This is a genomic window from Pseudomonas farris (assembly GCF_019145235.1).
In the GTDB taxonomy this organism is placed as follows: Bacteria; Pseudomonadota; Gammaproteobacteria; order Pseudomonadales; family Pseudomonadaceae; genus Aquipseudomonas; species Aquipseudomonas farris.
Map to the genome: position 1 here is coordinate 135,851 of NZ_JAHSTV010000003.1, position 14,954 is coordinate 150,804.

Annotated in this window: 15 protein-coding genes and 1 pseudogene; 5 read left to right on the top strand and 11 right to left on the bottom strand. The window is 58.8% G+C overall.

Features of this window, described 5'->3' with window-relative positions; genetic code table 11:
* Positions 1–203: 203 nt before the first annotated feature.
* The 3 genes from gshA to KVG95_RS06895 all read right to left on the bottom strand — a co-directional run bounded on the left by gshA (position 204) and on the right by KVG95_RS06895 (position 4,788).
* Positions 204–1,787 (bottom strand): glutamate--cysteine ligase, encoded by a 1,584-nt coding sequence (gene gshA / locus KVG95_RS06885; RefSeq protein ID WP_217855172.1) that lies wholly within the window; start codon positions 1,785–1,787, stop codon positions 204–206.
* A 293-nt stretch (positions 1,788–2,080) separates the two neighbouring features.
* Entirely contained in the window at positions 2,081–2,464 is a 384-nt protein-coding gene (locus KVG95_RS06890) for a PaaI family thioesterase (protein ID WP_050681815.1), read from the bottom strand.
* Positions 2,464–4,788, bottom strand: coding sequence for a Tex family protein (locus KVG95_RS06895; protein WP_008076563.1), 2,325 nt, complete (start codon positions 4,786–4,788; stop codon positions 2,464–2,466). The genes KVG95_RS06890 and KVG95_RS06895 overlap by 1 nt, the downstream gene beginning before the upstream one ends.
* A gap of 359 nt (positions 4,789–5,147) precedes the next feature.
* Between KVG95_RS06895 and ompR the strand changes: the two genes are divergently transcribed.
* A complete protein-coding gene (gene ompR, locus KVG95_RS06900) occupies positions 5,148–5,888 on the top strand; it encodes an osmolarity response regulator transcription factor OmpR (protein ID WP_007903084.1) in 741 nt (246 codons plus the stop codon).
* Positions 5,889–6,003: 115 nt separating this feature from the next.
* Complete coding sequence (locus KVG95_RS06905) at positions 6,004–7,317, top strand: ATP-binding protein (protein ID WP_052962882.1); 1,314 nt, start codon at positions 6,004–6,006, stop codon at positions 7,315–7,317.
* 126 nt (positions 7,318–7,443) lie between these two features.
* Here the strand turns inward: KVG95_RS06905 and rimK are convergent, their stop codons facing one another.
* Positions 7,444–8,349, bottom strand: coding sequence for a 30S ribosomal protein S6--L-glutamate ligase (gene rimK, locus KVG95_RS06910; protein WP_008005189.1), 906 nt, complete (start codon positions 8,347–8,349; stop codon positions 7,444–7,446).
* Positions 8,346–8,825 carry a retropepsin-like aspartic endopeptidase RimB gene (rimB, locus tag KVG95_RS06915; RefSeq protein WP_007903080.1) on the bottom strand — a complete coding sequence of 160 codons (480 nt, stop codon included), beginning with the start codon at positions 8,823–8,825 and terminating at the stop codon, positions 8,346–8,348. Before rimB ends, rimK begins: the two co-directional genes overlap by 4 nt.
* Before the next feature lie 214 nt (positions 8,826–9,039).
* Here rimB and KVG95_RS06920 point away from each other — a divergent pair, with 214 nt between their 5' ends.
* The 3 genes from KVG95_RS06920 to KVG95_RS06930 all read left to right on the top strand — a co-directional run bounded on the left by KVG95_RS06920 (position 9,040) and on the right by KVG95_RS06930 (position 12,295).
* On the top strand, positions 9,040–9,447 hold the full coding sequence (locus KVG95_RS06920; protein WP_007903079.1) for an RNA-binding S4 domain-containing protein: 408 nt from the start codon (positions 9,040–9,042) through the stop codon (positions 9,445–9,447).
* A 224-nt stretch (positions 9,448–9,671) separates the two neighbouring features.
* Entirely contained in the window at positions 9,672–10,574 is a 903-nt protein-coding gene (gene hslO, locus KVG95_RS06925; RefSeq protein ID WP_217855174.1) for an Hsp33 family molecular chaperone HslO, read from the top strand.
* A gap of 179 nt (positions 10,575–10,753) precedes the next feature.
* Positions 10,754–12,295 (top strand): phosphoenolpyruvate carboxykinase, encoded by a 1,542-nt coding sequence (locus KVG95_RS06930; protein WP_217855176.1) that lies wholly within the window; start codon positions 10,754–10,756, stop codon positions 12,293–12,295.
* Between the two features lie 326 nt (positions 12,296–12,621).
* Here the strand turns inward: KVG95_RS06930 and KVG95_RS06935 are convergent, their stop codons facing one another.
* The 6 genes and pseudogenes from KVG95_RS06935 to KVG95_RS06960 form a co-directional block, all read right to left on the bottom strand.
* Complete coding sequence (locus tag KVG95_RS06935; protein ID WP_217855178.1) at positions 12,622–13,098, bottom strand: helix-turn-helix domain-containing protein; 477 nt, start codon at positions 13,096–13,098, stop codon at positions 12,622–12,624.
* Positions 13,099–13,180: 82 nt separating this feature from the next.
* On the bottom strand, positions 13,181–13,534 hold the full coding sequence (locus KVG95_RS06940; protein WP_217855805.1) for a DUF1493 family protein: 354 nt from the start codon (positions 13,532–13,534) through the stop codon (positions 13,181–13,183).
* A gap of 57 nt (positions 13,535–13,591) precedes the next feature.
* Positions 13,592–13,738 (bottom strand): annotated as a pseudogene (locus KVG95_RS06945) (YhfG family protein); the annotation flags it as partial.
* 21 nt (positions 13,739–13,759) lie between these two features.
* Positions 13,760–14,032 (bottom strand): type II toxin-antitoxin system RelE/ParE family toxin, encoded by a 273-nt coding sequence (locus KVG95_RS06950; RefSeq protein ID WP_217855180.1) that lies wholly within the window; start codon positions 14,030–14,032, stop codon positions 13,760–13,762.
* Positions 14,032–14,535 carry a ParC-related protein gene (locus KVG95_RS06955; RefSeq protein ID WP_367616726.1) on the bottom strand — a complete coding sequence of 168 codons (504 nt, stop codon included), beginning with the start codon at positions 14,533–14,535 and terminating at the stop codon, positions 14,032–14,034. The genes KVG95_RS06950 and KVG95_RS06955 overlap by 1 nt, the downstream gene beginning before the upstream one ends.
* Positions 14,536–14,631: 96 nt before the next feature.
* Positions 14,632–14,931, bottom strand: coding sequence for a hypothetical protein (locus tag KVG95_RS06960; RefSeq protein ID WP_217855182.1), 300 nt, complete (start codon positions 14,929–14,931; stop codon positions 14,632–14,634).
* Positions 14,932–14,954: the final 23 nt, after the last annotated feature.

Sequence of the window (14,954 nt, forward strand, 5' to 3'; positions counted from 1 at the left end):
TTACCTTATGAGCGGAAAATTCTAAGAGAGGCCGTTGTGGCGAGGGGGCTTGTCGGACCGCCGCATCGCCCCGTTCGGCTGCGAAGCAGTCGTAATGCAGGCGACTCGGTTTATCCGAAATATTGCGTGTGTCGGTTTTGGGACTGCTGTGCAGTCCAACGGGGGCAAGCCCCCTCGCCACAGAGGGGACCTGCTCTGGCAGTTTAGTTGCTGATCGCCAGAATACTCGCCTGATACGACCCGACAAACACATCGAAATCGCCGACTTCGTTCTGTTCCAGCTCTACCTGCTGAGCCAGCGACGAGCGCGCCCGTTCTTCAAATTTAGCCTGTTCTTCGCTTGAAAGCGGCTCGCTGCGGAAAAACTCTGCGTGCACCTGACTCTGACGCAAGGAGAACTGAGCAAAGCTTTCCTTGTGCTCGGCCATCGCCGCCAACACCTGAGCCGATGGCGTCAGGGACGAGTCCTTGACCTTGGCCAGTTGTGCGTCCAGCGCCTTGCTGTGAGCATCGCCGCCATGGCTTTGATCCAGCAACGCCGCCAATGGCGCAATTTTTTCCAGCAATTCGCCGGCCCATTCCTTCAGGTCTACCAGGTGCCCGTCGCGTTGCAACTGCAGGCCCGGACGACGACCTTCCTTGACCACGCTGAGGAAGTTCGACGTCGCATTGCCACAGCTGGTGCTGGTCAGCAGCGGGCTGTCGTTCAGCGCGCAATACAACAGGAACGCATCAAGGAACCGCGACTCGGTGAGGTCGATGCCCATCGGCAGGAACGGGTTGATGTCCAGGCAGCGCACTTCAACGTATTGAATGCCACGGGCCACCAACGCCTGGATCGGCCGCTCGCCGGTGTAGGTCACGCGTTTCGGGCGGATGTTGGAGTAGTACTCGTTTTCGATCTGCAGGATGTTGGTGTTGAGCTGAACCCACTCACCGTCCTGGTGCGTACCGATCTCGACGTATGGCGGGTAAGGCGTGGCCACGGCTTTGCGCAGGCTGTCGGTGTAGCTGGTCAGATCGTTGTAGCACGGCGTCAGGCCGGCTTGGGCGTTGCTCTGGTAACCCAGATCGCTCATGCGCAGGCTGGTGGCGTACGGCAGGTACAACGTGTCCGGGTCCAGCTGTTCCAGTTGATGCGAACGACCGCGCAGGAAACCGGCGTCCAGCGCAGGCGAGGCGCCGAACAGGTACATCAGCAGCCAGCTGTAGCGACGGAAGTTGCGGATCAGCGCGATGTAGGCCGACGATTGATAATCGCGATCGGTGCCGACAAAGCCTTCGGCCTCTTTAAGCAGCGGCCAGAGCTTTTCCGGCAGGGAAAAGTTGTAGTGGATCCCGGCGATGCACTGCATGGTCTTGCCGTAACGCAGGGCCAGACCCTTGCGATAGACATACTTAAGCTGACCGATGTTGGAGGTGCCGTAATAAGCGATCGGGATGTCTTCCTCGGCCGGCAACGGGCACGGCATCGATGGACTCCACAGGTACTCATTACCGAGCTTGCTGTAGGCAAACCGATGGATCTTATCGAGGCTCGCCAGGGTATCTGCCGGGTCTGGCAGGGCTGGCGTGATGAACTCCAGCAGCGACTCGGAATAGTCAGTGGTGATTTGTTCATTGGTCAGCGCGGAACCCAATGCTTCAGGGTGCGGCGTTTGCGCCAGGCGCCCTTCGCCTGTCACGCGCAGGCATTCACGTTCGATGCCGTGAAGGCACTGTTCGAGCAGAGAGAGGTTAGCGCGCTCGCCAAGCAGAGCCAGGCGGCGGTTGAGAAGTTCGCTCAAGTTGGATTCCTTCACGCGTCAGTCGCCCCAATATGGGGGTGGGCAAGACGGTCTACAAGGGTGAAGTTAAAACTGGCGTTTTCGCCTGGTTTTCGGGCCGCACTGGCCTGCTGTCAGCCAGCCAGGGATTGATCGCCGCAATCCCCTGTGGGAGCGGGCTTGCTCGCGAAGAGGGCGTGTCCGTCAACATTGAAGTTGCCTGACACACCGCCTTCGCGAGCAAGCCCGCTCCCACAGAAAACTCCGACGCTGCAGTCACAGCGCCGAAATTAACTCAAATTGATGATGGGGGGCTACAGGACAGCGAACGTGCCTTGTGCTTTTGCGACGAGTTTGTCGCCTTGCATCACGTCGGCTTCAACCACCAGCGTGCGGCGGCCCGGATGGATCACCCGTGCCGTGCACATCACTTCACCGTCGGCGACGGCGCGGATGTAGTTGATCTTGCACTCGATGGTTGCGCTCTGCTGGTCAAAGCCGTGGGTGCTGGAACAGGCCAGCCCCATGGCAATGTCCACCAGACTGAACAAAGCGCCGCCGTGCAGCTTGCCGCCGCGATTGCGCAGTTCTGGCTCAAGCGCCAGGGCGACTTGCGCCACCCCGGTTTCCAGACTGTGCAAGCGACACCCCAGCAGCTTGAAAAACGCGCTTTCGGTCAAGCCGACCGGGATCTCCATCAGCGTTTTTTCAACTGTTTGGCGTTAGCGAACAGCGAGGCCATGGCGTTGTTGGCCGGGGCTGCTGCCGTGGTTTCCTTGCGCGGTGCGGTGTTCTGGGATTGGCGTGGTGCCGAACCTGGACGCGCACCGCGAGCACCGTCGATCTTCTCGCCCGGGGTGTCGCTCATGCGCATCGACAGGCCAACGCGTTTGCGCGGGATGTCGACTTCCATGACCTTCACCTTGACTACATCACCGGCCTTCACCGCTTCGCGCGGATCCTTGATGAACTTCTCCGACAGCGCGGAAATGTGTACCAAACCGTCCTGATGCACGCCGATGTCGACGAAGGCGCCGAAGTTGGTCACGTTGGTGACCACGCCTTCGAGGATCATCCCCAGTTGCAAGTCCTTGAGGTCTTCGACGCCTTCCTGGAACTCGGCGGTTTTGAACTCGGGACGCGGGTCGCGACCGGGTTTTTCCAGCTCTTGCAGGATGTCGGTGACCGTCGGCAGACCGAAGGTTTCGTCGGTGTACTTCTTCGGATCGAGGCGCTTGAGGAAGCTCGCGTCGCCGATCAGCGAGCGAATGTCACGGTCGGTTTCAGCGGCAATGCGCTGCACCAGCGGATAGGCTTCCGGGTGAACCGCGGACGAGTCCAATGGGTTGTCGCCATTCATCACGCGCAGGAAACCGGCGGCCTGTTCAAAGGTTTTTTCACCCAGACGCGCGACTTTTTTCAGCGCCGCACGGGTTTTGAAGGCACCGTGCTCGTCGCGGTGGCTGACGATATTTTGCGCCAGGGTCGCATTAAGGCCGGAGATACGCGCCAGCAGCGCCACGGAGGCGGTGTTGACGTCGACGCCCACGGCGTTCACGCAGTCCTCGACCACCGCGTCCAGGCCGCGTGCCAGTTTCAGCTGCGACACGTCGTGCTGGTACTGGCCGACGCCGATGGATTTCGGATCGATCTTCACCAGCTCAGCCAGCGGATCCTGCAAGCGACGGGCAATCGACACCGCGCCACGGATCGACACGTCGAGGTCCGGGAATTCCTTGGAGGCCAGTTCCGACGCCGAGTACACCGATGCGCCGGCCTCGGAGACCATGACTTTGGTCATCTTCATGGCTGGGTATTTTTTGATCAGCTCAGCAGCGAGCTTGTCGGTTTCACGGCTGGCGGTGCCGTTGCCGATGGCGATCAGATCCACCGAATGCTTGGCGCACAGGGCGGCGAGCACGGCGAGGGTCTGGTCCCACTTGTTGTGCGGCACGTGCGGGTAAACCGTGGCGTGATCCAACAGCTTGCCGGTGGCATCGACCACGGCGACCTTGCAACCGGTGCGCAGGCCCGGGTCGAGGCCCAAGGTGGCACGCGGGCCGGCCGGGGCCGACAGCAGCAAGTCGTGCAGGTTGTGTGCGAACACGTTGATCGCTTCGGTTTCCGCGCCATCACGCAGTTCGCCCAGCAGGTCGGTTTCCAGGTGGGTGTAGAGCTTGACCTTCCAGGTCCAGCGCACCACTTCGCCCAGCCATTTGTCGGCGGCGCGGTTCTGGTTCTGGATGCCGAATTGCTGGCCGATCATGCCTTCGCACGGGTGCATGGTGCCCGGCAGTTCATCGCCGACTTTCAGCGCGGAGCTGAGAATGCCTTCGTTGCGGCCACGGAAAATCGCCAGCGCGCGGTGCGATGGCATGCTTTTCAGCGGTTCGTCGTGTTCGAAGTAGTCGCGGAACTTGGCGCCTTCCTCTTCCTTGCCAGCGATCACGCGGGCACTGAGGGTGGCTTCCTGCTTGAGATAGTTGCGCAACTTGTCCAGCAGGCCAGCGTCTTCGGCGAAGCGCTCCATGAGGATGTACTTGGCGCCTTCAAGGGCTGCTTTCACATCGGCCACGCCTTTTTCGGCGTCGATGAAGCGCGCGGCTTCGGCTTCAGGGTTCAGGGTCGGGTCGTTGAACAGGCCGTCGGCCAGCTCGCCGAGGCCGGCTTCCAGGGCGATCTGGCCCTTGGTGCGGCGCTTCTGCTTGTACGGCAGGTACAAGTCTTCGAGACGGGTCTTGGTGTCGGCGAGTTTGATGTCGCGTTCGAGTTGCGGGGTCAGCTTGCCTTGCTCTTGAATGCTGGCGAGGATGCTGATCCGCCGTTCGTCGAGTTCTCGCAGGTAGCGCAGACGCTCTTCCAGATGACGCAACTGGATGTCATCGAGGCTGCCGGTCACTTCTTTCCGGTAGCGGGCGATGAAGGGAACGGTAGAGCCTTCATCGAGTAGCGCGACGGCCGCTTCGACCTGTTGTGGGCGGACGCCGAGTTCCTCGGCGATGCGGCTGTTGATGCTGTCCATAAAACCACCTGACAAATTGTGAAAGCAGGCTCGCAGGCGCAGAGATAAGGGCTCGGCGAGTCTGGTTGAGCGGCCTGGCGTGCGCCGCTACCTGAGCCAACAGGCTTCCCGTTGACCCGTGAAATCGAACAATTACTGCCAGCGCCATGAAAAAAAACGGCTGCTTACAGTAACGATCAGACGTTGCCTGACACAAAAGGCCGCGCATTATAACCAGCGTTCTGTCCATTCGGGGGTATCGCGGTTTGTAGGCACAATGCCCGGTTTTCTGGCGGTAGAGGAAAAATCTGCTAACAATGCACACGGTGCGTATAACGGCAGCTACGCCATAATGCGCGCCGAGATCAAAGGAGCATCCAATGAGCAGCACTGCAAACATTGCTGAAGGCGAAAAAATTCTTATTGTTGACGACGATCCTGGGCTGAGCAGCCTGCTGGAGCGTTTTTTCGTCAGCAAGGGCTACCGCGCCCGCGCCGTCCCGAACACTGAACAAATGGACCGCCTGCTGGCGCGTGAAGTGTTCAACCTGGTCGTCCTCGACCTGATGCTGCCCGGCGAAGACGGCTTGACCGCTTGCCGCCGCCTGCGCACGGCGAACAATCAGATTCCGATCATCATGCTGACCGCCAAGGGCGATGAGCTTAGCCGCATCAAGGGCCTGGAACTGGGCGCCGACGATTACCTGGCCAAGCCGTTCAACCCGGACGAACTGATGGCTCGGGTCAAAGCGGTTCTGCGTCGTCAGGCGGCACCGGTGCCGGGCGCCCCGGGCAGCGAAGACGAAAGCGTGACCTTCGGTGACTACGAACTGTCCCTGGCCACCCGCGAACTCAAGCGCGGCGACGAAGTGCATATGCTCACCACCGGTGAGTTTGCGGTGCTCAAGGCATTGGTCATGAACGCGCGTCAGCCACTGACCCGCGATAAACTGATGAACCTGGCCCGTGGCCGCGAGTGGGATGCCCTGGAGCGTTCCATCGACGTGCAGATTTCCCGTCTGCGCCGGATGATCGAACCCGATCCGTCCAAACCACGCTATATCCAGACCGTCTGGGGCGTGGGTTACGTGTTCGTTCCGGATGGCGCCGCCACGAAGTGATCGGTGATTTGTAGGAGCGGGTCTTGCGGGTAACGGGTCAGATGACCTTTCCCGCAGACTCGCGATCTGCAATATGCGAGCATCGCTCGCTCCTGCAAGTATGTAGCGGTTACCCATGAAAACCCCTGTTTGGTTCCCCCAGAGCTTCTTCTCCCGCACCCTGTGGCTGGTGCTGATCGTCGTCCTGTTCTCCAAGGCGCTGACCCTGGTTTATCTGTTGATGAACGAAGATGTGCTGGTGGATCGCCAATACAGCCACGGCGTCGCCCTGACGCTGCGTGCCTATTGGGCCGCCGACGAAGAGAACCGCACGAAGATCGCCGATGCCGCGACCCTGATCCGGGTGGTGGGTGCCGGTGTGCCGGAAGGCGAACAGCACTGGCCCTACAGCGAGATCTACCAGCGACAGATGCAGGCCGAATTGGGTGCCGACACCGAAGTGCGATTACGCATGCACTCACCGCCGGCGCTGTGGGTCCGGGCGCCCAGCCTGGGCGATGGCTGGCTGAAAGTGCCGTTGTACCCGCATCCATTGCGCGGCCAGAAAATCTGGAACGTGCTCGGTTGGTTCCTCGCCATTGGTTTGTTGTCCACCGCCTCGGCGTGGATCTTCGTAAGCCAGCTCAATCAACCGCTTAAACGACTGGTCTATGCCGCGAGGCAACTCGGTCAGGGCCGCAGCGTGCGCCTGCCGATCAGTGATACACCGAGCGAGATGACCGAGGTTTATCGCGCCTTCAACCAAATGGCTGAAGACGTCGAACAGGCGGGGCGCGAACGGGAGCTGATGCTGGCCGGGGTCTCTCACGATCTACGCACGCCCCTGACCCGTTTGCGGCTGTCCCTGGAGCTGATGGGCGATCACAGTGACCTGACAGACGACATGATCCGCGACATTGAAGACATGGACGCGATTCTGGATCAGTTCCTGGCGTTCATTCGTGACGGACGTGACGAGTCTGTGGAAGAAGTGGACCTGAGCGAGCTGGTTCGAGAAGTCGCTGCACCGTACAACCAGAACGAAGAGAAAGTGCACTTGCGCCTGGAGCCGATCCAGCCGTTCCCGTTGCGTCGGGTGTCGATGAAACGGCTGCTGAACAACCTGATCGGCAATGCTCTGCATCACGCCGGCAGCGGCGTCGAAGTGGCGGCTTATGTGTCCGGAGATACCAGTGCACCGTATGTGGTGCTGAGCGTCATGGACCGTGGCGCGGGGATCGATCCGTCGGAACTGGAGGCGATCTTCAACCCGTTCACCCGTGGCGATCGTGCCCGGGGCGGGAAGGGGACGGGGTTGGGGTTGGCAATCGTGAAGCGGATCGCTTCGATGCATGGCGGGAATGTCGAGCTGCGCAACCGGTCCGGTGGTGGGCTGGAAGCGCGGGTGCGGTTGCCGCTTGGGTTGATGTTGCCGAGGGATGCTGTCTGACTCGATCGTTCCCACGCGCAGCAAAGGAATGCAGCCCGGGACGCTCCGCGTCCCATCCAGAGCCGAACGCGGAGCGTCCGTAGAGGCATTCCCACGCGGAGCGTGGGAACGATCACCTTGCCAGCTTCAACCTTTCCCTTTGGTCCGAGTCATATTCGGCCCGCCATTCTTCTCCAGATGCTCAATGATGATCCCCGCCACGTTCTTTCCGGTGGTGGTTTCAATCCCTTCAAGCCCTGGCGACGAGTTCACTTCCATCACCAGCGGTCCATGATTGGAGCGCAGGATATCCACCCCCGCCACCGCCAACCCCATGACCTTCGCCGCACGCAACGCAGTCATGCGTTCTTCCGGCGTGATCTTGATCAGGCTCGCACTGCCACCGCGATGCAGGTTGGAGCGAAACTCCCCCGGCTTGGCCTGGCGCTTCATCGCCGCGATCACCTTGTCGCCGACCACAAAACAACGAATGTCCGCGCCGCCGGCTTCCTTGATGTATTCCTGAACCATGATGTTCTGCTTCAGGCCCATGAAGGCTTCGATCACCGATTCTGCCGCCGTGGCTGTTTCACACAGCACCACACCGATGCCCTGAGTGCCTTCCAGCACCTTGATCACCAGCGGTGCGCCGTTGACCATCTCGATCAAGTCGGGAATGTCATCCGGGGAATGCGCAAAACCGGTGACCGGCAAACCGATCCCCCGGCGCGACAGCAATTGCAGTGAACGCAGTTTGTCTCGCGAACGGGCAATGGCTACCGATTCGTTGAGCGGAAAAACCCCCATCATTTCGAACTGGCGCAGCACCGCGCAGCCATAAAACGTTACCGATGCGCCAATCCGCGGGATCACTGCATCGAAACCCTCCAGCGGTTTGCCACGGTAGTGGATCTGCGGCTTGTGACTGGCAATGTTCATGTAGGCGCGCAAGGTGTCGATCACCACCATTTCATGGCCACGCTCCATACCGGCTTCGACCAGACGACGGGTGGAATACAGACGCGGGTTCCGCGACAGCACAGCGATCTTCATGCAACACCTGTGGAGAAGGTAGATACCGGGAACACCGGCTTGTCTTGTACATATTTAATGCCCGGATTGACCACCAACTGGCCGTCGATCAGGGCTTTGGAACCGAGTAACAGGCGATATCGCATGGACTTGCGGCAGGCGAGGGTGAACTCGACCCGCCAGACCCGATCACCGAGGGCCAGGGTGGTGCTGACCACATAGCGCATCTGCGCATGGCCGTTGGAGCTTTTAATGGTTTTCCTCGTTACCAGCGGGGCTTCGCAGCGCCGGTGCCGCAGTTGCACCACCGTGCCCAGGTGCGCGGTAAAGCGCACCCACTGTTCCCCATCGCGCTCGAACGGCTCGATGTCGGTGGCGTGCAAACTGGAGGTGCTGGCGCCGGTGTCGATTTTTGCCCGAAGGCCCGCGACTCCCAAATCCGGGAGCGCCACCCACTCGCGCAGACCGATAACGGTCAAATGGTCAAATGTCTTCAAAAGTGCTCAACCGGCAAAAACCGCTCAGACCGCGTGCGGCCGAATTCGCGGTATTCACGCAGAATAATGGGTAAAAGGCGACAGATATCTACTGCCCGAATTTCCATCCCTCAATGTGCGGGGGAATGCCTGCATTCTAATCCACAGCGTGGTGATTCATGGCACGACAGAAACGGTAGTACAGTTCATCGATATTTCAGAATGAGGTCATCCAATGGCACAAAAAAGCGAAGAGGACGACAAGGTCCGTCTCGATAAATGGTTGTGGGCCGCGCGTTTTTATAAAACACGTGCCTTGGCCAAGGCCGCGATTGAGAGTGGCAAGGTGCATTGCCGGGGCGAGCGCTGCAAGCCAGGCAAGGAGCCGAGGGTGGGCGATGAATTTCAGATTCGCACCGGCTTCGAGGAGCGCACGGTGGTAGTCCAGGCGCTGTCGATCGTGCGCCGTGGTGCGCCGGAGGCTCAGGCCCTGTATGCCGAAACCGAAGCCAGCATTGCCAAACGTGAAGCGGCTGCGGCCATGCGCAAGGCCGGGGCATTGGGCGTGAGCACTGATGGCAAGCCGAGCAAGAAGCAGCGTCGGGATCTGTTCAAGTTTCGCGGTAACAGCAACGACGAGTAGTGACCGTCGTCTGGCGCAGACTTGCAATCGCGCACCTGCGCAGCCATATGGGTGTACTCGTCAGCGGCAGAGTGAAAACGCCGTTCGTCGAAAACCGAGGTTTGACCTTGCTTGGAACAACCCCGGATTGTTCATAAAATGCCCTTACGGCTGAACTTTGCCCGCTCAATAATGCGGAAATGACGCGATTTTCTTTTTTGTCACCCTTTCAGATACCCAGACCTATGACCAATCTATCGGATAACGACTACACCCAACGCTTCATCTTCGATGACAGCGACACCCGCGGCGAGCTGGTTGGGTTGGAGCGTAGCTATGCCGAAGTCCTCGCCAAACACGCCTATCCGGAGCCGGTCGCGCAACTGCTGGGCGAGCTGATGGCGGCGGCAGCGTTGCTGATTGGCACCTTGAAGTTCGATGGCTTGCTGATTCTGCAGGCCCGTTCCGAAGGCCCGGTGCCGCTGTTGATGATTGAGTGCTCCAGCGAGCGTGAGATCCGCGGCCTGGCTCGTTACGAAGCCGACCAGATTGCCCCGGATGCGACCCTCGCCGACCTGATGCCCAATGGTGTCCTGGCGCTGACCGTCGACCCGACCCAGGGCCAGCGTTACCAAGGCATCGTCGACCTCGACGGCGCAACGCTCTCGGAGTGCTTCACTAACTACTTCGTCATGTCTCAGCAGGTCGGCACGCGCTTCTGGCTCTACGCCGATGGCCGTCGTGCCCGTGGCCTGTTGCTGCAGCAATTGCCTGCCGACCGTCTGAAAGACGAAGAAGAACGCGCGGCCAGTTGGCAGCACATCACCGCCCTGGCCAGCACGCTGACGGCCGATGAATTGCTGAGCCTGGACAACGAAACCGTGCTCCATCGCCTCTATCATGAAGAACAGGTGCGCCTGTTTGACGTGCAGCACCTACGTTTCCATTGCAGCTGCTCTCGGGAACGCTCGGGCAATGCGTTGGTCAGTTTGGGTCTGGATGATGCCCAGGCACTCGTTATCGAACACGGTGGCGCCGTGGAGATCGATTGCCAGTTTTGCAACGAACGTTACCTGTTCGATGCGGCCGATATCACCCAATTGTTTGCTGGTGCAGGGGTCGATACGCCGTCAGATACCCGTCACTAAAACGTTTCAGTGCAGGTAAATTCACTGCTTAACGCCGGAATAACGCCGTTCTGACGGGAGGGCCCTACACTTTTTGGGCTTTTCTGGCATAATCCGGCCCACTTTTTTCGCGGTAGTAGTGCACGACTTTCTACTACAAAACGTTTGGAGCACTCGGCCACTGGCCGACGGGGAACCTCATGACGCAAGCCAATAACGCCGTGTACACCGATCTGAGTGTTGATGATCTGGTTAAAGAAGCCCTGAATCGCGGTGAAGGCGAGCTTGCCGATACCGGCGCGCTGGTTGTTCGCACCGGTCACCGTACCGGCCGTTCGCCAGTCGATCGTTTCATCGTTGAAGAGCCGACCACCCAGGACGCCATCGCCTGGGGCCCGATCAACCGCAAGTTCCCGGCCGACAAGTTCGATGCCCTGTGGGCTCGCGTCGAGGCCTTCAACAACGCGCAAGAGCATTTCGTTTCCCACGTGCACGTAGGTGCTGCCGAAGAGCACTACCTGGCCGTGAAGATGACCACCCAGACTGCCTGGCAGAACCTGTTCGGTCGTTGCCTGTTCATCAACCCGGCCCAGTACAACCCGGCTGGCCGTGAAGAGTGGCAAGTTCTCAACGTTGCCAACTTCGAATGCGTTCCAGAGCGTGACGGCACCAACTCCGATGGTTGCGTGATCCTCAACTTCGCCCAGAAGAAAGTGCTGATTGCCGGCATGCGCTACGCCGGTGAAATGAAGAAAGCCATGTTCTCGGTGCAGAACTTCCTGCTGCCGGCCGCCGACGTGCTGCCAATGCACTGTGCTGCCAACATCGGTGAAGCGGGCGACGTGACCCTGTTCTTCGGTTTGTCCGGCACCGGCAAGACCACCCTGTCTGCCGATGAAAGCCGTTACCTGATCGGTGACGACGAGCACGGCTGGGGCGAGGGTGTGGTGTTCAACATCGAAGGCGGTTGCTATGCCAAGTGCATCGACCTGTCCGAGAAGAACGAGCCGGTCATCTGGAAAGCCATCAAGCACGGCGCAGTCCTGGAAAACGTTGTGCTGGACGACGCCAAGAAGGCTGACTACGCCGACGGCAGCCTGACCCAGAACAGCCGCGCAGCCTACCCGCTGGAGCACGTCGAGAAGCGTTCCGAGAAGAACCTCGGCGGCGAGCCAAACGCTGTGATCTTCCTGACCTGCGACCTGACCGGCGTCCTGCCGCCAGTCTCGATCCTCAGCGAAGAACAAGCGGCCTACCACTTCCTGTCCGGCTACACCGCACTGGTGGGCTCGACTGAAATGGGTTCCGGCAGCGGCATCAAGTCGACCTTCTCCACCTGCTTCGGCGCACCATTCTTCCCGCGCCCGGCCGGCGAATACGCAGAACTGCTGATCAAACGCATCCGCGGCTTCGGCTCCAAGGTCTACCTGGTCAACACCGGCTGGACCGGCGGTGGCTACGGCGTCGGCAAACGCTTCAACATCCCGACCACTCGTGGCGTGATTGCAGCGATCCAGAGCGGCGCGTTGATCGGTGCAGAAACCGAACACCTCGACATCATCAACCTCAACGTGCCAAAAGTCGTACCGGGCGTTGAGACTGGCCTGTTGAACCCACGTAACACCTGGGCTGACAAGGCTGCTTACGATGAGGCTGCTAAAGCGTTGGCTGGGTTGTTTGTTGAGAACTTCAAGAAGTTCGACGTGAGCGACGCGATCAAGGCTGCTGGGCCGAAGTTGTAAGCATTGGTAGTGGTTTGAGGTAAGAGAAAGCCGCCCTTTGGGCGGCTTTTTTGTGGGCGCGATTCAGTTCTCTACGAGACAGAACTGGCAATATTCCCGCAGTAAACACGCAAAACAGCCAGAATTATTCCCCTTCTGTTGTCCTGATCCACTAGACCCCGATGGTTAATGGGGGGTTGTCGCCGCGTCTTTTCGCCCTGCGCTTGAGGTGCACGTCGTAGCTTTCGGGCTGCAAAGAGCGATTAGTGTCGTAATCGGTGATGGCGTTTACCCCTGCATCAGCCCCATGCGCGCACAACAACCTGCCTCATTCGTTATGTGTTGGGCTAAGGCTTCTTTTTTCTTGTCAGTAATGCGGACAGTGAGTGGGTATTCAGCGGGAAGTCGCGAAGATCACTCTCGCTGAGAGACCACTTACGAATAACGCTACCTGCCTGAGAGCCGTGTGGTTTGCTTGCTTTGGCGGCAGTTGTGCTTGGTTCGCGCCTGGGTTTTTTAGCCTTTGGGCCTGGGGTTCGACTTAACTGAGCATCTTGTAGTCGACGCCCCGTTTCATCGGATTCGCCAACCTTGTTCAAGTCCTGCTCCAGGCCTAATACATGCATCACCGACAGATAAGCGCCCATTGTCACCCCCGCACCACCAGACTCCAGAGAACGCAGCGTCATGACAGACATGCCGGCTCGTTCTGCCACTTGTTTAGCTGTCAGCCTTCGACGTAAACGAGCCAGTTTTAGGCGTTCGCCGAGGTCGGTAAGCAGTCGGGCAATACGCGGGAGAAGTGCCGCTGTTTTTCTAGCCATACAGCTAATATTCCTTCACTTCTGAGGTGATAACGCCAGAATAATTGCACTTATGCGAGCCGTTCCAGACGTGGCGTCTGCCCTATTGGTTCTCCAGTTCCTGCGTATCCCACCGTTGCACCTTGATCGCTTGGTAAAGCATGCCAATGGTCAAAGGCACCTTGTCACCGCGCCCCTTCGCCCGACGCTTGAGAAACACATCAAACCCTTCCGGCTGAAAATACCGATACGCATCGTAGTCGACGAAATCAATGGCGAACTGTTCCTCCAGCGCTTCCATCAGCTGCCGCGCGTCTGCGCCATCACAGCCCAGGTCAAAGTTGATCGAGGTGGTGAGGCTGATGGTATTTCGTTCGGGCAGGCCGAGTTCTTCGTGCAGCAGCTGCATGAGCAGGTGCATGGCGTGGTCGTCGGGGAAGTTGAGGGCGAGGTTCATAGCGCGTCCGTTTGGCTTGGGGAGGGCAGGTTGAGTCGGTTTTCCTTGTCGGTACTTGGCGATCACTTCTTCTCGTGTAGGAAGCGGCACGTCAAGGTCTGCCGGAGACGTATCAAATCCGGCGAGGCGTAGGCTAGCCAAGTAGTTTGAACGGCAGACTTTTTCGTAGTGCGCTTGTTTCTGTTTGAAGGTTAATTTGCTCATGAATAGTGTGCCGGAGCCGTTTCAGGGCCATTTCTGTCTGGCATGCATTACTCGCAGCATCTCTACCAAATCGTCTCTGATCAGATAGACCATTACGTAGTTTGAGGTTACGACTATCTCGCGTGTCCCTGGAACGATGCCTTTCCTGTAAAGAGTCGGGCGCTGTCGAGCGTGCTCTGCCTTCAGTTCAAACATCTCATCGAGGGCAACAGCTGCGATTGGGTTGTCCTGACTGATGTGATCCATGATTCTGCTTCGGTCATCAAGCGCCATCGGACGCCAGACCAACCTCATCAACGCGCTCGTTGACGTATGGCATCACGCTTGGCGGCAAATATTCGGCGGGCCTCTTCGTCGCTCACGCTCGGTCTCAAATCATCAACACTGCTTTGTACCTGTTCCTTGAACCATTCTTCATATGCCGCAGCCTCATGGGCCTGTTTCATTGCCTCGGAGCGATCAGGGCGGGTGTAGGTTTTGAATTGGAACGGATCATAATTCGATGCGTCCACATCGAAGTGGTTGATGCCCATGTCTCGCAGATAAGTCACCAGTGTTTCAAGTCGTTTGAATAGGCGCACTTGACGACTGCGTTGTGCCGTCAGCGAGCATTCTTTACTTCCGTATCGGATTTGAATCGACCAACCGCCTGGTCTTGCGACGATATGAGCGCTGTTTACCGAACCGTTTTCAAGCAGTCGAGTGAGGGTGCTGTGATCGATGGTTTCGGTTGTCATGAAGGCGAGTCCATTGTTGAACAGTGGCTCATATGCTACGCAATCAATAATAGTTTGCAAGATTCAGCTCCTCACGTTGGAAAGGGGGGGATACAGCATTGATCGTCGATCAGGCAGGCAGCCCTTGTCTGGAGCAGTGCCTGCCTGAGAGTGGTTTTAAGCCGGCGCTTTCCAGCCCATCATGCGTTGCTGGGCGACTTTAAGCAGGTCGCAGCCGTCCTGTGTCAGTAAGTAGACCGCGTGGGTGATGTGGGGGATGTCTTCGATGTCGCCGTGTTTGAAGCAAACGCAGTGCAGGGTTTTGAGGAGATCACTGGAGGCTCGGATACGCTGGAGGGCGGCTTCGAGAATGTCCTGAGGGTTTGCCTCTGTATCGATGATCAGGGGCGGGGAGTCGGTGAGGTTGGTTTGCAGCGGGAGGTAGCGATCGGTTGTGGACGGATTCCATGAATTCATTTTATGTAATCTCAAATGCATCA